Here is a 20,740-nt window from a genome sequence, read left to right on the forward strand (position 1 = left end):
ATGACAAGCAAGCACAAACATAGTTAAGCTAACTTAACTAAAAATTGCTGAGACTATTTTTGAATAACTAAAGTGACTTTAGCCACTGTGATGCCAAACTTAATAATATCACTCTGATTTATAATGGTATTATCATTCACTAAAAACATCCAGTCGTCGAAATGTACTTGGTATTCCTCACCATCGACGGGCAATAGCATGTCGTATTTCCAACGTAGCGCGCTACCACTGGATTGACCATCAGCGATGCCAATAATGTCGCCTGCAGTTCCCGAGTATCGCCCTTCGCCGAGTGCTTTAATGCGCCACACACGGGTTTGAGTTTCGCCATCATCATAAACAAACCATTCATTAATGACGCCCTCGTTTCCCTGCCAACTAGCTTCCATAGTGACATTGAATTTGCGGATCACTTTGCCACTAAAATCATGCACTATCCCAGATGCTTTTAATGGTCCATTAAAGAATGATTCCAACACCAGTGTAGGATGAGTATCTTTATAATCCGTCACTTCCACCGATGAGCAACTCGATAGCAGCCCTATCATTATTAGGCCTAACAATAACTTTTGACCGATAAGTCGTATTAACAATCGCATGGTTTTTCTCCGAGTAATTGCGCCCGTAAACTCGGACGGCTAGTGTCTTTCGATAACCAAATCGCTAAAAATGCCTCCGCAAAATCAGCATCCTGGATAATCTCGAGTGGTTGATGATTAAAGAAAAACTGACTCGTTTGCCCATCCATAACCTTAAAACTTAAATGGTCGCCCTGCTTCACATCGGGCCAAGTGGCGGTTAATAAACTAAACCAACGCTGGATATCATTTTCGGCAAACGCTAGATGCTGCCATTGATCCTTGGTCGCTTCTAACAGATCTTCAGACTCTATATCTCGATAATATTCAATATCTAGTAGTAGAGGATATTGCCCCTGTTGATAACGGCCATTTACCGTCATCAGTCTCGCCTTATACAAACTAAACCACAGCCAATCCATTTCTCCGCGCCCTACTTCCTGAAAAGTCTGCGTCACATCGGCGGCATCATTCAGCTCGATATTAATGTTTTCAAAGTTAGAAGTTTTCGCCTCTAATGGTTTTAAAGGTGCAATCAACAAACCGAGCGCCAATAAACTTAAGCTGCTGAAATTAAAAACAGTAAAAGTGCGAGCCTTAGTGCTTCGATTAAATCCATAGGGATTAGCAAGTTGGATTAAAAAGGGCAGCAAGACTAGCCAAACAAAAAATAACACCACAGCAGAAATAACATTGCCGCAGGGCAAAATCACCGCATTAAACTGCGCGCCCGCGACATAGCTTAACGTGCCAAATATTCCTCCGAGTAACGCCTGCAATATCAGCGGTAAGGGTCGCATAAACGCTAAGCTATGATTCAAACTCAAGCCAAAGTGCAGCCATAAACAGCCAAGCCACCAAGGCAAGGCTGGAAACTCAAACAGGCCTAAAACCGACAGCACAGTGTCAATGCCGATCCCTAGGGCGGCAACCTTGAGCATTAATCGTAAATCCACTTGGCGATATTGGCCCTTACCCGACGAGGACAACAGGATAAAGTGAAGCAATAATAAAGGTATAGTTAGCAGCAGTGACAAGTTAAGCCAAAGCACACTAGACCACCACACAGCCTGAAAACTCAGGGCGTTATAGAGAATAAAACCCTGATGTTTAGGCAGATGCCGAGAGTTAGCTAACATTGACTTCATCTTTGCCTCACTTTTATCTTGCTACAACTACAGCGACAATTTCATTTAAACGGATGCACCTAAACGAACTACTCTCAACGGCTAATCTAGCCGGATTGCCGCAGGAACAGCTTGGCTAAGCTGACTATTGCCTAGAACGCGATAGTCCGGACGTACGGCAACTAAATGCACTGTGCTTGTGGTGCGTTCTAAAAATCCACCTTCACAATAACTTAGGTAGAATTTCCACATGCGGATAAAGTCTTCGCCATAACCTAAGGTTTGGATTTCACCCACAGCATGATCAAAATTCTCATGCCAATGCCTCAGCGTTTTAGCGTAATCGAGCCCCATATCATTGAGCGACCAGACCACCATATCCGTCTGTTTGGCAATATGACCGACCATTTGACTGACAGAAGGTAAGCAGCCACCGGGGAAAATATAGCGCTGAATAAAATCCACACTTTTGCGATAGCTGTCGTAACGTTGATCGGCAATCGTTATCGCCTGAAGCAGCATACGCCCATGGGGCTTTAACAGTGATTCCAGCTTTTTAAAGAAACCCGGTAAATATTCATGCCCTACCGCTTCAATCATTTCAATAGAAACAACCCTGTCGTATTCCCCCGTCAGATTGCGATAATCCTCGGTCAGCAGTGTCACTTTATCGCTCAGGCCTTCGCTTTCAACGCGCGCTTTGGCATAGGCGTATTGCGCATCTGAAATCGTCGTCGTTGTCACGTGCACGCCATAATGCTTGGCCGCATAGATAGCCAGCGCGCCCCAGCCAGTACCAATCTCAAGCAAGGTTTGACCTGGCTGTAAATCGAGTCGTTCGCAGATAGTCATCAGCTTAAACAGCTGGGCTTCCTGCAAACTGGCTTCCTCATGGGGATAAAGCGCACTCGAGTACAACATTTCACGGTCGAGGAATTGCTCGTACATGGCATTACCCAAATCGTAGTGGGCCAGAATATTACGCTTCGAGCCCTCCTGCGAGTTACGATTCAGCACATGCTTCACGCGGTTTATCGTGCCGGTTAACCAAGAAAACTTGGCTTCAATCCTATCGAGCAAGGCTAAATTGCGGGCAAACAGTTGCACAACTTTGGTGAGATCTGGGCTCGTCCAATGGCCTTGAATATAACCTTCACCTGCACCAATGGAGCCTGAAAGCATTATTTGACGATAAAAACTGGGGTGTTTAACCACAAGCGTGGCATGTAAATCGGTATGACTCTCACCAAAACGATAACTCTTATCGCCCTCAACTAAGGTCAAGCAACCGTGGGGCAGACTTTCCAGCGCCTTGAGCAAGACTTTACGCGCAATACTGTCGGGCAGTTTCTCTGTGGCGACTGAGGTTTGCGAAGCAGTATTTTCCATGTTATTTCTCCATCTGAGCTGGATGCGGCACAAAGGGCACACGTTTGAAAAAGAGTTTCAGCGCTTGCCAATAAATCCCGAAGAAGATCTTGAGAGTCATAAAAGGGAAGCGAAACAAAAGCGTCCGTAAATTGGCCGCCGTGATAGGTTGGCGTTTCATCATTAGATTGGCATTAAACAGTTTTTTACCATTCTCTTGCATCGACTTGTTTTCAATACCAATATTTAAGTCTTCACTCGGCGCAGCCACATGCCAGAGATAACGCATATCGAGGGTCATAAAGGGGGAAACGTGAAACACTTTGTCAGAAGGTTTGGGCGCGGCTACATCCACTAAATAGCAATGGCGTTGATCCCAAGGCGTGTTACTCACCTCGGCCAACATGTACAAAGGCGTTTGATCTTGATAACAAAAGTAGAAATTTACTGGGCTGAAATACACGCCAAAATGACGGATCTGACCTACAAACAAAACTCGGTCGCACAGCTTATCTGCACCTAACTCAGCCACTTGAGCCAGCACTCGACTCTTAAGTGCCGCGGCGCTCGGATCGGCAACTGCCACTTCACCGCTGTTATTGGATTTAGTCGTAAAAGAAGTTAAATAGTCTCTCGGATTAAATCTCAGTAAAGCGCGGCGCTGACTGGCAAAAACTCGCCCCATGGCACTGATCTTATCGACTTCATCTAAGTCAATCGCCAGCAGCGCCATTGCATAACTAAAGCTATGTTTAATCGGCGTAAAACGGCTGTGAGATACTGTGCCGTAATAAATGCCGCTATTGAGCTCTGTCATATTTAAGCTTGTCACATTTACATCGGTCATAGGCTGACACCAAAATGGGCGCACACATCCAGTGCACTGCGAACGCCATCTTCATGGAAACCATTGTGCCAATAGGCTCCAGCAAAATGGGTATGATTTTGACCCGATATTTCCTCACGGCGGCCCTGCGCCTTAAGGCTGGCTTCGTTAAACACTGGGTGGGCATAATTGAAGCGGCGTATCACTTTCGCCTCATCAATCAACTCTGACTGATTCAAAGTGACACAAAACGTCGGCGCATTGGCTGGTAACTGTTGCAGTATGTTCATGTTGTAAGTTACTGACGCAGGGCGTTTTAGATTGCCATCTAACCTATAGTTCCAACTCGCCCAGGCCGCTTTTCGCTTAGGCAGGATACGCGTATCCATGTGCAGCACCACATCGTTATTCTGGTAGCTGAGATCGCCTAAAATGGCGCGTTCTGTTGGCGTGGGATCGTTTAACATCCGCAGTGCTTGGTCGCTATGACAGGCTAAAATCACCTCATCGAATTCCAACCATTCACCGTGGACCTGCAACTTCACCCCATTGCCATGACGTTCAATACCTGTCACAGGAGAGTTAAGGCGAATATTGTCTTTAAAGGGCGCAATAAGATCAGGAATATAGCTACGCGAGCCGCCCTTTAGCACATACCACTGGGGCCTATCACTGACATTTAATAAACCGTGGTGCTGGAAGAAGCGAATAAAAAACTTCAACGAAAACGCACGCATATCTTCTATGCTCGAAGACCAAATTGCCGCGCCCATGGGCAAAATATAGTGCTCGGCAAAAAAGCGCGAAAAGTTTTCACTGTCTAAATAATCACCTAAGTTGCCTTCAGGGTAAATATCCTGTTGATAGAGTGCCTTACAGCCTTTATTGAAGCGTAGAATTTCTTTTAAAAAGGCCCAAAAGCGCGGATTCAGCAGGTTACGCTTTTGGGCAAACAAACTCCCTAAATTGTGGCCGTTATATTCAAGCCCTGTCAGCGCATTATGGACGCTGAAACTCATCTCAGTCGGTAATATGGTCACGTTAAGGCGAGCCAATAAACGCTCAAATCTTGGATAGGTTCTGTCATTAAACACGATAAAACCTGTGTCTATGGCGTAGGTTTGGCCTTGGTGCTCCACATCGACTGTCGCCGTGTGGCCGCCGATATAGTCATTGGCTTCAAACACTGTGACCTTGTGCGACTCGCTTAATAGATGGCCGCAGGTTAATCCAGAAATGCCGGTGCCGACGATGGCGATATTTTTCATAAACTCTTGTCCTTAAGCGGCTTGGCTTGAGTATCGTTTGCAATCATTTTTTGCCACACAAAGGCAGGTAAAAACGACATCAATTTCAATAGATAAGTAAAGCGTCGCGGAAAATGGATCTCGCGCTTGCCACCTTTAAGCCCATTGCGGATTGCCTTAGAAGCGGTTTGCACACTCACTTGCATTGGCATGGAAAAATCATTTTTTGCGGTCAGTGGCGTCGCCACAAAACCAGGGCAAATCAAGCTCACACCTATGTCATTCTTAGCAAGATCAAGCGAGAGACTCGAGGCGAGATACTGCACGCCAGCTTTAGAGGCGCCGTAGGCTTCAGCGCGAGGGAAAGGTAAATAAATAGCGCTGGAACTCATTAAGCCAATACGTGACCCCCTTGGCATTAAAGGTAAAAATGCGCTGAGACAATATCCCATCGCAATTAAATTGGTATGGACGACGCGCTCGAATAACACATCATCGAAGGCCTTAGCATCGTCTATGTACTCACAACTGCCCGCGTTTAAAACCACCAAATCGAGCTGACAATCGGTTTTCGCCAACAGCTCGGCTAAATCGTGGCCAGCTTGTTGAACTTGGTCGCGCTGGGATATATCAAAAATTAACAACGTGACACCTACGAGTTCATTCAAGGCTAACGCATCTAATCTTTCTTGGGAGCGGCCACAGGCAATGACGTGCCAACCTAAGGCTAAATAATCCTGCGCCAGTTGCAGCCCAATGCCTGAGCTTGCACCTGTAATAAGCACGGTATTAATTTTCAATGGCTTAACAACGTCCATTACTTAGCCGCCCTGTCTTTAAGCAAGCGGATAAGCCCGCCCATGCAAGGCAAATGCTCGTACAACATTTGCCCTAAGTCGAAGTAATCCCTGTGAAAATAAATCTTGTCGTTGAATTTAAGTTGGCTCATGCCATCAACACGGATAAGTCCGCCTTTATTCAACTTAGGGTGGCTATATTCCATCTGCCAAAACAGCGCGGCTTGATTCGCATCCTGCTGTACTTCTTTGATCTCAAACTGAATATGCTTAACATTCTTATATAACTTCGCGAAGTACTGAGTTAACGACTCTAGCCCTTTGATCTGATGCATAGGATCGGTAAAGCTAATACTGTCGTCGTAAACTTGGCTCAACAGGTGCAAGTTATCTTTATTCAAGGCTTGATAAAGCTGAATAAAATCATCAACAAGCGTATTAGTCTCAGTCGTCGCTTGGTTTGTCATCTGGTTATTGCTCCTGATCCTATTTATTGGGCCGCGGCCTTTTTCAATACGCCTAATACGGTTAATGCCCTTGCTCTTGCTGCACTGTGCTCGACAATCGCACTCGGATAAGCCGTTTTAGTGAATAACGGCTGGTCAAACAAGGACGGTGTCTGCGCTGTACTGGGTTGATGTAATTGCTTAATTCCCCAAGATGCGAGCTCTGGTAAGTACTTACGGATGAAGCTGCCATCTGGATCAAACTTTTCACTCTGGCTCATAGGATTAAAAATGCGAAAATAAGGCTGGGCATCACAGCCACAACCGGCGGACCACTGCCAGCCGCCATTATTCGCGGCCAAGTCACCATCGATGAGCTTTTGGCGGAAATAACGCTCGCCCCAACGCCAATCAATCAGTAGATGTTTAGTCAGAAAACTCGCCACCACCATACGCAAACGGTTGTGCATCCAACCCGTTTGATTGAGCTGACGCATTGCCGCATCGACAATCGGATAGCCAGTACGACCTTCGCACCAGGCTGCAAACTCCTGCGGATTGTTGCGCCACTGCACATGGTCAGCTTGACGGTTAAAATTGTGATTCTTAGATAAGTCAGGAAACGCCACCAGCAAATGACGATAAAACTCGCGCCAGATCAGTTCATTTAACCAAGTACGAGCTGGGCTAGTATCGTCGACAATCACCTCGGGGAAGTCATGCAATAGCGCAGCAACGCATTGTCTTGGGCTAACCACGCCAATGGCTAAATAGGGTGAAATTGAACTGGTACCATCGATGGAGGGGAAATCCCTATCTTGCTTATAATCCTGCACTTTCTGCTGAATAAATGCTGAAAGTTTACGCTTTGCCTGCCCTTCTCCCGCAGCCCAAAGTTCACTCGATACTTTAGTGACATTGTTAAACAAATGCGGCTTTGGCTCGGTCAACACAGGTCCAAGCGGCGCCGGAACTGGAAGCGGCAAAATGGCATGGCGAGCGGCAATTTCTCGCCACTTACGGCTAAAAGGAGTGAAAACCTTATACATGTCGCCGGACAAGTTCAGCACTGTGCCCGGCTTAAGCAAACAATGCTCTTCGGTTAGCACCAGAGGAATACCCGCCTGAATACAGGCTTGGTCACGCTGTTGCTCGTTAATCTCAGGCTCACTGCCGGCAAACACGCGGCTAATACCCTGCTGCTGGCAGTAATCACTGATAAACGCTGGCACATCGGCAAAGGTATCTAACTGAATTAATTCGAATGCAATCCCCAAACTCGCCAGCCCTTGGGCAAGCAAATTGATGTGACGTTCGATAAAATCTAACTGAATGGGCGCCACATCATGGCGTTGCCACTGAGTTGGCGTAGCGATATAAATGGCCTTAAGTGCCACGCCATTCTCCCGAGCCCAATCGCAAGCAGCGGTTAGCGCCTGATTATCGGCGAGGCGTAAATCTTGGCGAAACCACATCAATGCATTATTGCCCTGCACTTTTATTGACATTGAATCTATTGGCATTGAATCTATTGGCATTGAATCGTTAACTGATGTCATTGTTTTCTCCACTATTGCCCTGCTCGCTTTTCCCTTTGCCTTTGTGACTTCTGTTGACCTTCCCCACAGAGCGAGACGGCATTTGTCCAATAAAGTCAGTCATCGAAGGCGCCCAGAAAGCCGATAAGGAAGTCAACGTCGGTACAAAGGGGCCAACAAATCGACATGGGAAGCTCATTTGTGCCAATACAGTGAGCATTTCAGTCTGCTCAGAACCCGAATGATTTGGATCAGGGATCAGCAAAAGCGCATCGACGTTAAGCCTGCCCTGCAGCAGCGGTAAACTGCCTATGGCCTGCTCGCCAAGGTCGATTACCGATACTCGAAGCGATGCTAACTCAAGCAATAGCAACAAAGAAAACAAGCTTTTAGTGCGAGTAGAGCTAGGCGGCGTGGCAGCGCCGCGGGATAACTGCACCACAGCCATTCGCGCCGCAATGGCCTGTCCGGTAAAGGCATAACGCCCACCCACTCGGCTGAGTAATTCGCTTTTTAACCAAGCGAGAATTAACTCGGCATCGAGCCGCTCATCCGCTAAGTCATCGAGTTGATTAAGCCAAGGTTGAAGTAACTTTTCTTTCACTAATTGAAACGGATATAAGCCAAATGCATCGTCTAATATCTGCTGCAACTTATGCTGATTGAAGTCGAACAATGCCGCATTCAGCGCAATAATTTGCTCGCCCCACAGATCGACAACTTGGGATTCAATCATTTCACTTGATAATTTGGCGGCACTCATCAACAAAGGTTTAACCTTGCTGATCGCAACACCTTTAGCTAACCATGCATTAATCTCATGGATTTCTTGGATATTTTCACTCGTATATAATCTGTGTCCCTTAGGCGTGCGCGCAGGGATCACTAAACCAAAACGGCGCTGCCATGCCCTTAAGGTCACGGCATTCACGCCGGTTAAGGCCGACACTTCACCAATGGGGAGTAACACGCCATCATTGGGCTCATCGCTGCTCATGGACTGGGTATCTTGTTTCATATATCAGTAATAACTCACTAAATTCAAAGCTAAAAACTACTCAGTACGGCAAAGCCAATACTAGTAGGCATAGCGCAGCTTCAACGCCTCTGGATGGGGATTCAAATACACTTGCTCTTCTATGTAAGGCGTTGGGAATTCCCGCAGATAATGGTTGATGAGCGTGATAGGCACTAACAGAGGCAATAAACCTTCGCGATATTTCATAATCGCTTCAGACAGTTCTGTCTTTTGCTCTTTGCTCAAATGCTTTTTAAAGTAGCCCTGAATATGCTGCAGCGTACTGGTATGATTTTTACGGGTCGCATTGATTTTCAGCGCCGTCATAAAGCCTTCAAAGTAGCGGGTCGCGCTTTGCTCAAGATCCTCAATATTGGCCACTATCGGCCCAAGCTCGCGATACCATGTAGGGCTATGCGCCATTAACAGGTATTTATAGCGGGAATGAAACTTCACTAACTTATGCTTAGTCAGCCCCTCATGCTTCATCAGGTGCCAATCGTGGTAAGCATAAACGCGGGTGAAAAAGTTCTCCCGCAGCACCATGTCATGCAAGCGGCCTTCTTCTTCCACGGGCAATAATGGATATCGCTCCATCAACTTGCGGGCGAACACACCAATCCCCGACTTAGAGCCATTGTTAGTGCCAATTTTGTATTCTGTTACCCGCTCCATGCCGCAGGTTGGCGACTTAGCGCAAAGCAAATATCCGCCAAGGAAATCAAGCTCTTCAACCTTGTTTTCGCTGTATTCATTGAGCTTATCGGTCACATCTAAGCTACCGTCACCACTCTGAACTAAGATGGTTTCACCATCACGAACTAGACGGATACTTTTACGGGGCGCACCTAGGCCAATCGCCATTTCCGGACAGATAGGCACATAATCAAAAAATTGCTTAATTTCTTGATTACAATAGGTAGAATTTTTATGTCCGCCATCAAAACGAACCTTCTCCCCTAATAAGCAAGCACTGATCCCAATCTGAATTCGCTGCGGGTTAAACTTGTACATAAGTCGACTCCTTGTATCACTATGTCTTTAATTACGGACCATAGTTGTACAAGGATCAAGTTTTTGTATAAATATTTTTTAAAAGCCTCACTAGAGCATTACTTCAGGTAAATCAATCACAGAATAACCCAACATAAGCGCCAAATTAGCCAGAGTTGGCCCCTAACTTGCTTATAAAATACAGCGTCATCATTAAATTAGTTGAAACGACCATTAGCACCATTTAATCGTGCCGTATTAAGGCCAAAGGTGGCCAAGGGACTCAATCGCAACTACTGGGCACAACTACTGGGCCATACCAAAAGGAATCGGACATGAGCACAATCAACCCAAACAGCTATACCAATCCCTATGCAAATTTGGCACTCACGCAACTCAAATCAAGCCAGAGTAATCAAGCTAATGATGCCACTTCGATTGCATTAACGGGTCCCGCTGTTAGCCAAGATACTGTCACCCTCTCCTCATCTGCGCCTGTCGCGACAGCCGATACCTATAGCCATCTCGCAGCTAACGCCAAACAAGGCTATACAGGGAATGTGCAAGCCATTGCTGGCAAACCTGAGTCAGATAAAAGCACCGACAAATTGGCTGAAGCCATGCAGGCGATCCTCGATAAGCGTACAGGTGTCGATAGGGAAAAACTGAAGCAGTTAGAGGCTGAAATGGAAAAAATTGCCAACGATGAAAGCCTGTCTGATGAAGAAAAAGCCAAGCAACTAGAGTTACTGCAAGCGCAAAAAATGGATCTGATAAAGGAGTCTTCAGAGAAAAATGAACAGAGGCAGCGCAGAGTCGATCCCGAGGTGTATTACAGCTAACCAAGCAATGGAATGCCTAGGCGTTAGGCGGAATGAGGTGTATTGAGTATTGAGAGAAGTGTAAGCGGGTGTGGAAGATAGACTGATGACGTGGCGAGTGATTCATTCGGTAAGAAATCAGCCTAAGCATTTGAACCTAGGCTGATCTTTAATATTTTTTGGCTAACTCTTTTGCTAAAAGCTGGCTAAGAGAAAGTGGCTAAAAACGAGCTGCTAAAATGCGTTACCAGCAACTGTTCTAAGACGCTTAAGCTTGTTTCTCTATCTTGTTAATACTGCCCTTATAACCCGTTTCATCAACGGCCTTGAGCAAATTATCGAGATTAAAATCCTCTGGCACAGTCACTATTGCTTGTTCGGTTTTCAACGAAGCTTTGGCCTTAATCACCCCATCGGTTTTACGCAGGGCTTTATTCACGACAGTGACACACAGCGGACAAGTCATGCCCTTAACATCCAAGGTAACCAGCACGTTTGCCGCCCAGCTCGACGCTGAACACAGGCTAAAGGCGAGAAATAACACTAACTTCATTCGAACACCTCTAATAACCAAGGTAATACAAAAGGATATAACTGAAATGCCAGCACGACAGGCACAGTTAACCAGTACAGCCACACCATCTGAGTACGACTCAACGTCGCAGTACAAAATAGTTTTTTAGCAAAATAGAGCCGCCAAAATCCCATCAGGATAAGTCCAGTAGACAGTATCAACATGGGCACTTGCAGCCAGCTCAGTTGCTCAATCCCCGACAGGCTCGCGGCCGACACCCCGAACACCAGATAAATAAGCGGGGCAATACAGCATAGGCTTGAAGCAACCGCAGCAATCACTGCGGCGGCCATCGTCGCTAAGAGTCCCTTAGCGTTGTTCGGTTGACTGGTAGTCATAGGCAAACACTTTTGGTTCATAATAATTCACAGGATCACCATCGACTTCCGCATAGGGATAACCAAAGTTATTCAGTGGTGTCTGCTCGGCTTCAGGGAATAAATCAAAGTCGCGACCATAGTTAAAGCCAACCCAGTTCATTTCCCAGTTACCAAAGAGGTAATCATTCACCGCCTGAACCGCAGGATCGCTGTGTTCTTTTTTCTCTGTTAAGCGCATTTTAGTCACATCGGCAGGATCGGCGGGCAACCAACCATAACCCGCTAAATAGAACATAGCGCGGCAATGTTGACCGCCACTAACATCGGCAGCCCCTTTGTCATCGGCGCTCCCAAAGGCCTTTTTAGAGTAATGACCCATCTTGATCGCCTGACCTAAGCGAATACCAAACATTTCACGGGCAGGGATTCCCACGGCACGCATTAGCGCCACAAATACCGAGTTAATGTCGGTACACTTACCGCCTAACTTACCACTTTCTAAAATGCTGGCCACATCACCCGTGCCACAGCCAATCACACTATTGTCGCGGAACATATTGGCGCTAACCCAAAGGTATATCAGTCGCGCTTGTTTCAGTGGCTCCGTTTCGCTACCAACGATTTTATCCGCCGTTTGCTTCACAATACCGTTAATCGGCATATGTTTAGTCGGCAGTAAATAACGTTCTACATCTGCAGGATAGTGGATCTGTGTTGGTGTGCGATAGTGAGTCAAAGCGCCGCTTTTAACCGGTTCCCAATCTAAGGTTTCAATGTCTAACTCAACGGTCATTGTCATGCTGTCTTTGGCATCTGGCCAAGTCGCAAACAGCGTTTTAGCGCCATAGCTGTTGTTTGAGCTGATATAGGCATCTTTAAAACTGCCGGTGAAATTCAGCTTACTGACCCGTTGGAATTGCGTGTCTTCAGGCAAAGGGATCCACAACTTAACCACACCCTCAGACCCTTCTGGGGCAATAAGATGGTAACTATTAATTAAGGTAAAACGGCGGCGTCCATCGCTTGAGCTATGTTCAACGACACTCGATTTAGAGGAAGATGCCAGTACTGGCGTGATAAAACCCGCAGTCGACAAAATAGCCGCACTTTTTAAAAAATTGCGTCTTTGCATTATGACATTCCTTTTATTGGATCATGTTTAGAAAGAAGAGAAACTCAACATAAGAGAGCAAGATTATAGGTGCTATAGCAGTGTGCAGCAATCAAGCTGCTAACCATACAGTATAAAACCACTACATCGGAGAAAAAACTCAGTAAAATATGCTACAGCGTTGGCATACACATGAAAATGGAATAAATATCGACGTTGACTTAACAAGCATAATCAATGATAGATTTAGAGCATTTTTATGTAAAAAGCCCAATTTTAGTTTAATAAAAAGTATCCATTGCGTTATTTTTATAATCTAAAGGCTAAATAACAACCATATTTAGCTTTGGCTAATGTTGTTAATAAAGATAATTATCTCACCACTTTTCACTCAAGCTTTGAGTCTCTCATTTAGCAAAATCAATAATATTCTTTGGCAAATTTTCGAAACAGTTTTCAGGGAGATCACAGTCTCACTTTAACAGTTTAATGGGTATGGCTGAGTAATCATTCCAAATTTAGAATATTGAACTTACAGTTTTGACTTAAGTTAGCTCGAATTACCTAACGCTTTTTACTCATAAAATATCAAACTTATCTTTCAAAATGGGAGCCAGACCACCATGTTACAAAAATGTTTAATAAAAGTTTGCGTATGTTTGTGCCTGTTCTAGGCTTAAAAACGAATATACTCACTTAAAGGGCTTTTTTATGAAACATAAGCTTTCATTAGGTCTTTGCTCACTTTTGCTCAGCTCTACCGCTTATGCAGAAGTCAACATTTCAGGTTTTGCCTCAGTTGTTGCTGGTCAAGTTCTCGAGGGTTCGGGCGTTGCAGAGTTTGATTTAGGACCCACCTTTCTCGCCGACTATCCACTCGTTGGCGCCTATGATGAAGATATTAGTTTCAAACCCGATACCTTATTTGGTATTCAATTCTCAGCAGATTTACTCGAAGGTTTATCTGCCACTGCACAGGTTGTTTCCCGCGGGGCTGATGACTTTTCGGCAAGTTTTGAATGGGCTTATCTGTCCTATGAGATCAATGATCATTGGACAGTACAAGGAGGTAAAAAACGCTTACCGCTCTACTATTACAGTGACTTTTTTGATGTTGGATATGCCTATCCTTGGATACGTACACCCGCAGATAACTACACATGGCAAATATTTAACTACACAGGTGTCAGCGCGCTATAAAACTATTTAATTGGCGACTGGACCATGTCAGGGCAAGTCTATTACGGTAGCGAAGATAGTGAATCCAATAAACTGTTATCTGACTTTTTCTTCCTCGAAAATACCCGAGAAGTGTGGAAGGACATAGGCGGTATTGTTGTTCAATTCAACAAAGATTGGTTAGATATTCGCCTAACACATATGCAATACACGAATGAACGTTATATTGGTGGCATTCAGCAGGAATGGCAGCACCCAACGTTCAGGCAAATTCTATGGGCTATCCGTTAATATAGATTATGAGAATTTCCTTTTTTTATCTGAGCTGAACCGCTTAGATCTCGATGGGAGTAATCTAGATACTTACTTGCTCACTTTCGGCTACCGTATCGATTCAGTAATGCCATACATTTCCTATTCGGACTTCAATGAAGGTAAAAATCTCGAAGTGCACCATACGAGTTCAGTAGGAATACGTTGGGATTTCCATCCCTCGGCAGCCTTTAAAATTCAATATGATGATGTTAAAGATGACGGTGGCCCAGGCTTGAAAATTGCGGGGGATTCTAAATCCATCAGTCTTGGTATTGATTTAGTATTTTAGGAGAGAGATATGAAAAAATTACTTTGCTCAATCCTACTCAGTTTACTGTCAATGCCATTATTTGCTGGCGTAGTCGTCATAGTAAATCCCAGTAATGCGGATGCAATAGATCAAAAATCAATCGAGAATATTTATTTAGGAAAAACAAAGACCTTCCCCGGAGGAGCCCAAGCAGTACCAGTCAATCTTGACAGCGCTATGCCCTTAAGGGAGACATTTGACACTAAAGTACTGGGCAAGTCGTCAAGCCAACTTAAGTCATATTGGTCACAGAAAGTGTTTACGGGCAAAGGAACGCCACCCAAGGAAGTCAGTAGTGGGGCGGAGATGATAAAATTAGTTGCATCTAACCCTAATATTATTGGCTATATTGATAGTAATGAGGCCAATGATTCGGTAAAAGTTATTGCCGAGTTTTAGATTGGAGTGCCGGGCTTAAGCTCTGCACAACTTGGGGGCAAGGGATGAATTTCTTTAATAACATTTCTATTTTTAAAAAAGTTATCGCGATATTTATTTTAGCAGTCATCATTTTCGCTTTAAACTTAAGCATTAGTGTTATCTCCATAAATAAAAATCGCACCACTCTTAACTATATGGAGCAGCAAGTTTACCAAAGGGTTGAACTCGCCAATCAAAACGTGTTTTTTATCCAACGACTCGATGAGCTTTATACTCAATCCGTTTCTTTTGCCGACGAAGACCTGTTAACCAATGCCGGTAATATGTACGAATCTTTACGCAAAAACCTCCAACAGTTAGACAAGGTCGATCCCTCACAAGCCAATCAACTCAACAATCTATCGGCTAAATTAACCCGTTATAACGACATGACGATTAAGCTAGCTAAAGGCATGCTGGCAGGTACGATTGATATGGCAAATATTGGCCAAATCAGCCAAGAAAAATCCCAAGCCTATGAAGCCGTACTCAATGAAATACAAAACTACAAACAAGACAAAGTACTCGAATTTAAACAATCGATAAAAGAAGCGGGTGACAGATCGGAGCAAAGTTTATGGCTCACCCTCTCCATAGGTATCGCTTTACTGATCGTGATGTTTATTGTCACTATCGCCATTGCACGCGCCATTAGCTCATCCGCCCGTAATGTTGCCCAGTCATTGAGTGAGCTCGCCGATGGTAAGGGTGATCTTAGCCATAAACTTAACGTATCAGGTAGCGATGAACTCGGCCAAGTATCGAGTAACTTCAATCGATTCCTTGGGTTACTCGGTGATTCGATTCGTAGAGTAGTGAATGTTACCGATCCCTTACTTGCAAGCTCGCACTCACTCAAACAGCGAATGGAAGATGCAACGCATGCAACCCAGAGGCAAAGCCATGATGCCAGTGCTGTGCAAGTTTCAATGGAAGACATGCCCACTCCGTCATCGAAATTTCGCAAAATGCGCGCCAAGCCGCCAGTGCTGCCCAGATCGCCGAAAAAGAAGCCATGCAAGGTATGACAGTCGTCCAACGGACTATCGATATTTCACAGGAATTAAATACGGGGATTCAGGCCGCTTCTAACTCAATTAATGAACTTGCCAGAGACACTGAAAATGTCACCTCTATCTTAAATGTGATTACCTCGATTGCTGAGCAAACTAACCTGTTGGCACTGAACGCCGCTATCGAAGCTGCCCGCGCGGGTGAGCAAGGACGGGGCTTTGCCGTGGTAGCGGATGAAGTCCGTGCCCTCGCCTCTAAAACCGCTGATGCGACCACAGAAATCCGTCATGTGTTACAAAACCTTAAAACGGCGGCTATTTCTTCGGTTAGTACCATGAATGTGGCCATGTCTAAATCATCAGAAAATGAAACCAATGCCCAAAACACGGGCAGTGCATTGAAATCGATTCAGCAGCAGATTGTCAGTATCAATAGTATGAATACCCACATTGCCTCGGCAACGGAAAAACAAGCCTCGGTCGCTTCTCAAGTGGTCGATAACGTCGTCAACATGAACGCTTCATTCGAACAGACATTGCAAATTCTGTCGCAGGTTCGCAATGTTTCTGAGGGATTAGTCGATTTTGCCGATGAACTGAAAAACGCCACCTCACAATTTAAACTTTGAGGACGACTTATGATGATTGTTTGGGATCATGGCTTGTCATGATTGCTTGAAATGATGGCTTGAAATAATTGCTTGATATAATTGTCTAAGGTCGTTTTCCTCGCAAAAAACCGGTATTGAGTAACTCAATACCGGTTTTTATGCATCAAAGCTTAACTTCCCCCCATTTTAACCCTGCTAACTAAACGCCAAGAAAGGTGATACACACAGTAATAAACCCGTGATGATAATGATATACAGCGACATGCCCTTGTACTTATGCAGTGCGGGGACTTGATACACTAAATAAGCGGGAATTAAACAACCCACTAAACCAAAGATTGGACTGCAAATTGACGTAAAACTTAGCACTGGCGCATTCAATACAATCGCGCCCCACGACAGTAGAATAGTGAAAATCATGATGCCGTAACCGACAAGCTTTTTGTTGATGCGATCTTCAGGCATAAACCGACGCAGCATATTCATGGTTAGCCCTTGGCAAGCTTCTCTGAAACCAAGATACACGCCAAAGTAAGCCGTCATGACGGCAAAAATGTTCAGTGTCAGACTCAGTAATTTCAGCGTTTGCCCCTGCATACCTTGGGCGACCATAGCCAAGGCCGAGATATTTTCTTCCGATGCCCGCACCGCTTGTTCGTGACCCATAGCGAGCGTGAATGATACGGCATAAAAGAACACCACGACAAACAAGACACCAAAGGCAATATTCATCGCGCGCATCGCTTTAAAGCGCGCCACGGCTAAAGATTTTTCCCGTGAACGGTATGAAATCACCATAGGGCTTAAGCTTTGAATAAACAGAATCGATGTCAGCGTAAAAGGCAGCATGACGACCGCATCTTTTAACCAATCACCCGTTGCTGGGATAGCGCCAATATTATTGATATCCCACTTATCCACCATCAATAACCCTAACACAGCCACAACACCCAGCTTAGTCAGCACCATAAAAGTGGAGATCTTAAACAGTAGATTTTCACCGCGGGAGGCTAAGGCAACTAAGCCGCAGATTAAGGCTAGACCATAAAAAGGATTTTCTGACAATAACGCTTTGGTGACCCCAAAACTTTGCAAAAATGAAGCACTGTCGTTTGTAATGGCCGTTGAATAAACGAACACCCAAATGACCAGCATGATGAAGTACAAGCCGCCCAACAGCATGCCCCAGTTTTTACCTAAGTAACCCGAAATCACACTCGGGTAATCCTTACACTCAGGCGATTCGGCTAAGGTATTGATAAACAACCGTTGGAACATATACATGGCAGGATAGCCAATAATGCCAGACAGTAAAAACACCCATAACCCCATTAAACCGACCTGCACAGGCAAAAACACGATCCCCGCGCCAATCGCCATTCCAATACTCATGATAATCCAGCCCCAATCCGTACTATCGAAGCGGGTATCTGCTTTCCACTGTGCAGCAGTAATTGTTGCATCCATTATTTCACCTTTACCTTGTTGCTATTATTTTATGCAAATATATTTGAACATAACAAACTCAGCAATCAATATACTCAACTTTTGTTGAACAAAGAGTTAAAGCTCACAACTTGACTGAAAACGAGATAAATAGCGCACAAACCGCAGTGACAAATGAAATTCATTAAAAAATAATTGCAATAAAACATAAAAATACAAATAATGTTGCACATACGCCGACCTAGGCATTCAATTTTATTTGCAAGTTGGAGAGACAATGAAAACTATTATTCATGCAGAACGTGCTCCCGCGGCCATTGGCCCTTATTCACACGGTACGAGCTATGGCAATCTCATCTTCACCTCTGGCCAACTGCCCGTTTGTAAAGAGAAAGGCGGAGTGGTTGACGGTGGGATCACCGCACAATCGATTCAATCGCTAGATAATCTCAAATACGTGCTTGAAGCGGGTGGTGGTAGCTTAGACACGGTTCTCAAAACCACTTGTTATCTTGCTGAAATCAGTGACTTTGCCGCCTTTAACGAAGTGTATAAAACCTATTTTAAAACCGACTGCCCTGCACGTAGCTGTTTTGCGGTGAAGGATCTTCCACTGGGCGTTAAAGTGGAAGTTGAAGCCATAGCACACGTTAACATTTAAGCATTAACATAAGGTTGTAAGCTGATGAAACCCCAATGGCAGCAGTATATTCGCATCATCAAACAAGTCGTTAAGCCCGCATTAGGCTGCACTGAGCCCATCGCCGCTGCTTACGCCGCCGCCGTCGCCCGCGCCTTACTGGGTGTTGAACCCGATTCAATTGCGGTACAAGTGTCTGACAATCTTTATAAAAACTCTATGGGCGTATTTGTACCTGGCACAGGCAAAATCGGTCTGGCAATTGCCGCTGCAGCAGGCGCCATTGCTGGCAATCCTGATGCGGGCTTAGAAGTATTAGCCGTAATCACGCCGGAGCAAGTCGCCAAAGCACAGGCATTGATTGATGCGGGTAAAGTCACAGTTGAGCGCACTGAAACGGCAGAGTTTATCTATTGCTGTGTCATCGCGAAAAAAGGCGACCGCGAAGCCCTAGTGAAAATCTGCGGCGGCCATACACTGATCGCCGAAAAGCGCCTCAACGGCGAATCCGTCTTTAGCCTTGACAGCACGCAAGCTAAAGCCACGGGGTCTATCTGTGAAGGCGTGGACATCACTATCGAATCCATTTATCGCTTCGCCCAAGAAGTCCCCTTCGAAGAGATCAAATTCATCCTCGAAGCCTCTGAGCTAAACGGCAAATTATCCGATGAAGGCATGGCGAATCCCTATGGACTCGAAGTCGGTCGCACCATGAAAAGTGGCATAGCCGCTGGCATTATTGGTGAAGATTTACTCAATAAAATCGTGATGTTAACGGCTGCCGCCTCCGATGCGCGCATGGGCGGTGCGAACTTGCCCGCCATGAGTAATCTTGGCAGTGGCAACCAAGGCATAGCCGCGACTATTCCCGTGGTATTAACGGCGCAATGCTATAAGGTTTCGGAAGAACAGCTCGCCCGCGCCTTGATAATGAGCCATCTAGGGGCGATTTATATCAAGTCCCATTACCCACCCCTGTCGGCATTTTGTGGTAATACCGTCACCAGCGCAGCCGCTTCTATGGCTATGGTGTATTTGGCGGGAGGTTCGTTCGAACAATCCTGTTTCGCGATTCAAAACGTGATCAGCGACAGCTCGGGCATGGTGTGTGATGGCGCGAAAGCCTCCTGCGCCATGAAGGTCAGCACGTCATCTAGTGCGGCCGTGCGCTCATTTTTGATGGCGCTCAGTAGTCACAATGTCTCAGGCCAAGGTATTATTGCTACCGATGTAGAGAAAACCATTAAAAACATTGGCAAAATGATCCTCAATGGCATGTCATCCACAGATGTCACTATTATCGATATTATGTCGGCATAATGATTTTAACCCGCTGAATAATAGCGGGTTAATAACTAAAGGTTGAAATTGTGAAACTGCAAGATTTAACGCAAAGTGATCTGGATATTTTGAAATCGGTCGAAAATATCGTCGATGGCATCGCTGCCATGTATGGTGAACACACAGAAGTGGTATTGCACAGCCTAGATGCGAAACATCCGTCTGTGGTCAAAATTGCCAATGGCCATGTCACAGGCCGTGAAGTGGGTGCGCCGATAACCAACCTTGCCTTGCTTAAACTCAAGACAGGTCAGGATATTTCTAACTCTTACCTAACGAAATGCGCCAATGGTAAGACGCTAAGATCGATCACGACTGTGATCCGTAACAGTAAAAATCAACCCATAGGTTTGCTGTGTATTAACAGCGACATGGATGCACCACTGCAATCTGTGCTGCGCACTATGATGCCAGAGCAACTCCTTGGCAGCGAACTGACCAGCTCGCCCGAGGTGTTTGCCCGCAATATCGATGAAGCGCTCCATAGCACGATTGACAGTATCAACCATGAAGTGCGCTCAAACTCTGGGATTTCCCCTTCACAGAAGAACCGCGAAATCGTTAATCAATTGCATGAGTTAGGGATTTTCGAACTCAAGGACAGCGCCCAAGTCGCGGCCACTCGATTGGGGATTTCGGTGCATTCGATTTATCGCTATCTGCGGGAAATCAAAGCCAATCAAGCTTAATTGCGTGCATGA

At 45.3% G+C, this 20,740-nt stretch carries 19 protein-coding genes and 3 pseudogenes; 7 read left to right on the forward strand and 15 right to left on the reverse strand.

Features of this window, described 5'->3' with window-relative positions:
• Positions 1–53 precede the first annotated feature (53 nt).
• The 11 genes and pseudogenes from Q4Q57_RS01315 to Q4Q57_RS01365 form a co-directional block, all read right to left on the reverse strand.
• Positions 54–599, reverse strand: coding sequence for a DUF3833 domain-containing protein (locus Q4Q57_RS01315; RefSeq protein WP_311889344.1), 546 nt, complete (start codon positions 597–599; stop codon positions 54–56).
• Entirely contained in the window at positions 587–1,132 is a 546-nt protein-coding gene (locus Q4Q57_RS01320) for a chalcone isomerase family protein (protein ID WP_311889484.1), read from the reverse strand. Before Q4Q57_RS01320 ends, Q4Q57_RS01315 begins: the two co-directional genes overlap by 13 nt.
• 21 nt (positions 1,133–1,153) lie before the next feature.
• Positions 1,154–1,726: pseudogene (locus Q4Q57_RS01325) on the reverse strand (DUF2878 domain-containing protein); the annotation flags it as partial.
• An 81-nt stretch (positions 1,727–1,807) separates the two neighbouring features.
• Positions 1,808–3,094 carry a cyclopropane-fatty-acyl-phospholipid synthase family protein gene (locus Q4Q57_RS01330; RefSeq protein ID WP_259513613.1) on the reverse strand — a complete coding sequence of 429 codons (1,287 nt, stop codon included), beginning with the start codon at positions 3,092–3,094 and terminating at the stop codon, positions 1,808–1,810.
• Between the two features lies 1 nt (position 3,095).
• A complete protein-coding gene (locus tag Q4Q57_RS01335) occupies positions 3,096–3,920 on the reverse strand; it encodes a DUF1365 domain-containing protein (protein ID WP_311889347.1) in 825 nt (274 codons plus the stop codon).
• Positions 3,917–5,167: an NAD(P)/FAD-dependent oxidoreductase gene (locus Q4Q57_RS01340; RefSeq protein WP_115334179.1), complete on the reverse strand. Its 1,251-nt coding sequence runs from the start codon at positions 5,165–5,167 to the stop codon at positions 3,917–3,919. The genes Q4Q57_RS01335 and Q4Q57_RS01340 overlap by 4 nt, the downstream gene beginning before the upstream one ends.
• On the reverse strand, positions 5,164–5,964 hold the full coding sequence (locus tag Q4Q57_RS01345; RefSeq protein ID WP_259573453.1) for an SDR family NAD(P)-dependent oxidoreductase: 801 nt from the start codon (positions 5,962–5,964) through the stop codon (positions 5,164–5,166). The genes Q4Q57_RS01340 and Q4Q57_RS01345 overlap by 4 nt, the downstream gene beginning before the upstream one ends.
• A complete protein-coding gene (locus Q4Q57_RS01350) occupies positions 5,964–6,410 on the reverse strand; it encodes a nuclear transport factor 2 family protein (protein WP_006082545.1) in 447 nt (148 codons plus the stop codon). Before Q4Q57_RS01350 ends, Q4Q57_RS01345 begins: the two co-directional genes overlap by 1 nt.
• Before the next feature lie 23 nt (positions 6,411–6,433).
• On the reverse strand, positions 6,434–7,912 hold the full coding sequence (gene phrB, locus Q4Q57_RS01355) for a deoxyribodipyrimidine photo-lyase (protein WP_375163671.1): 1,479 nt from the start codon (positions 7,910–7,912) through the stop codon (positions 6,434–6,436).
• A 22-nt stretch (positions 7,913–7,934) separates the two neighbouring features.
• Positions 7,935–8,945 (reverse strand): MerR family transcriptional regulator, encoded by a 1,011-nt coding sequence (locus Q4Q57_RS01360; RefSeq protein ID WP_311889352.1) that lies wholly within the window; start codon positions 8,943–8,945, stop codon positions 7,935–7,937.
• Positions 8,946–9,005: 60 nt separating this feature from the next.
• Complete coding sequence (locus Q4Q57_RS01365; protein WP_006082548.1) at positions 9,006–9,959, reverse strand: YbgA family protein; 954 nt, start codon at positions 9,957–9,959, stop codon at positions 9,006–9,008.
• A gap of 314 nt (positions 9,960–10,273) precedes the next feature.
• On the opposite strand from Q4Q57_RS01365, the gene Q4Q57_RS01370 reads away from it, so the two are divergent.
• Complete coding sequence (locus tag Q4Q57_RS01370) at positions 10,274–10,780, forward strand: hypothetical protein (protein ID WP_259562199.1); 507 nt, start codon at positions 10,274–10,276, stop codon at positions 10,778–10,780.
• 247 nt (positions 10,781–11,027) lie between these two features.
• Here Q4Q57_RS01370 and Q4Q57_RS01375 read toward each other — a convergent pair whose 3' ends face one another.
• The 3 genes from Q4Q57_RS01375 to Q4Q57_RS01385 are packed head-to-tail and all read right to left on the reverse strand — an operon-like array spanning position 11,028 to position 12,785.
• Positions 11,028–11,312: a heavy-metal-associated domain-containing protein gene (locus Q4Q57_RS01375; protein WP_063884572.1), complete on the reverse strand. Its 285-nt coding sequence runs from the start codon at positions 11,310–11,312 to the stop codon at positions 11,028–11,030.
• Positions 11,309–11,626 (reverse strand): hypothetical protein, encoded by a 318-nt coding sequence (locus Q4Q57_RS01380; RefSeq protein WP_063884598.1) that lies wholly within the window; start codon positions 11,624–11,626, stop codon positions 11,309–11,311. Before Q4Q57_RS01380 ends, Q4Q57_RS01375 begins: the two co-directional genes overlap by 4 nt.
• A gap of 16 nt (positions 11,627–11,642) precedes the next feature.
• Positions 11,643–12,785, reverse strand: coding sequence for a transglutaminase domain-containing protein (locus Q4Q57_RS01385; protein WP_311889355.1), 1,143 nt, complete (start codon positions 12,783–12,785; stop codon positions 11,643–11,645).
• 690 nt (positions 12,786–13,475) lie between these two features.
• Between Q4Q57_RS01385 and Q4Q57_RS01390 the strand changes: the two are divergent.
• The 3 genes and pseudogenes from Q4Q57_RS01390 to Q4Q57_RS01400 all read left to right on the forward strand — a co-directional run bounded on the left by Q4Q57_RS01390 (position 13,476) and on the right by Q4Q57_RS01400 (position 16,630).
• Positions 13,476–14,547: pseudogene (locus Q4Q57_RS01390) on the forward strand (porin).
• A 9-nt stretch (positions 14,548–14,556) separates the two neighbouring features.
• Positions 14,557–14,967 (forward strand): phosphate ABC transporter substrate-binding protein, encoded by a 411-nt coding sequence (locus tag Q4Q57_RS01395; RefSeq protein WP_311889356.1) that lies wholly within the window; start codon positions 14,557–14,559, stop codon positions 14,965–14,967.
• A 44-nt stretch (positions 14,968–15,011) separates the two neighbouring features.
• Positions 15,012–16,630 (forward strand): annotated as a pseudogene (locus Q4Q57_RS01400) (methyl-accepting chemotaxis protein).
• A gap of 177 nt (positions 16,631–16,807) precedes the next feature.
• Here Q4Q57_RS01400 and Q4Q57_RS01405 read toward each other — a convergent pair.
• Positions 16,808–18,079 carry an amino acid permease gene (locus Q4Q57_RS01405; protein ID WP_106649901.1) on the reverse strand — a complete coding sequence of 424 codons (1,272 nt, stop codon included), beginning with the start codon at positions 18,077–18,079 and terminating at the stop codon, positions 16,808–16,810.
• Positions 18,080–18,335: 256 nt separating this feature from the next.
• On the opposite strand from Q4Q57_RS01405, the gene Q4Q57_RS01410 reads away from it, so the two are divergent.
• Genes Q4Q57_RS01410 through Q4Q57_RS01420 form a run of 3 tightly spaced genes read left to right on the forward strand, consistent with a single transcriptional unit; the run spans position 18,336 to position 20,728 of the window.
• Positions 18,336–18,719, forward strand: coding sequence for a RidA family protein (locus Q4Q57_RS01410; RefSeq protein WP_220592380.1), 384 nt, complete (start codon positions 18,336–18,338; stop codon positions 18,717–18,719).
• Positions 18,720–18,743: 24 nt separating this feature from the next.
• Entirely contained in the window at positions 18,744–20,018 is a 1,275-nt protein-coding gene (locus Q4Q57_RS01415) for a serine dehydratase subunit alpha family protein (RefSeq protein WP_261273158.1), read from the forward strand.
• A gap of 50 nt (positions 20,019–20,068) precedes the next feature.
• The gene (locus tag Q4Q57_RS01420) at positions 20,069–20,728 is read left to right on the forward strand and encodes a PAS domain-containing protein (protein WP_311889357.1); all 660 of its coding nucleotides are present in this window, start codon (positions 20,069–20,071) and stop codon (positions 20,726–20,728) included.
• Positions 20,729–20,740 lie beyond the last annotated feature (12 nt).

Origin of the sequence: Shewanella sp. SP2S2-6, assembly GCF_031931965.1 — a bacterium.
In the GTDB taxonomy this organism is placed as follows: Bacteria; Pseudomonadota; Gammaproteobacteria; order Enterobacterales; family Shewanellaceae; genus Shewanella; species Shewanella baltica.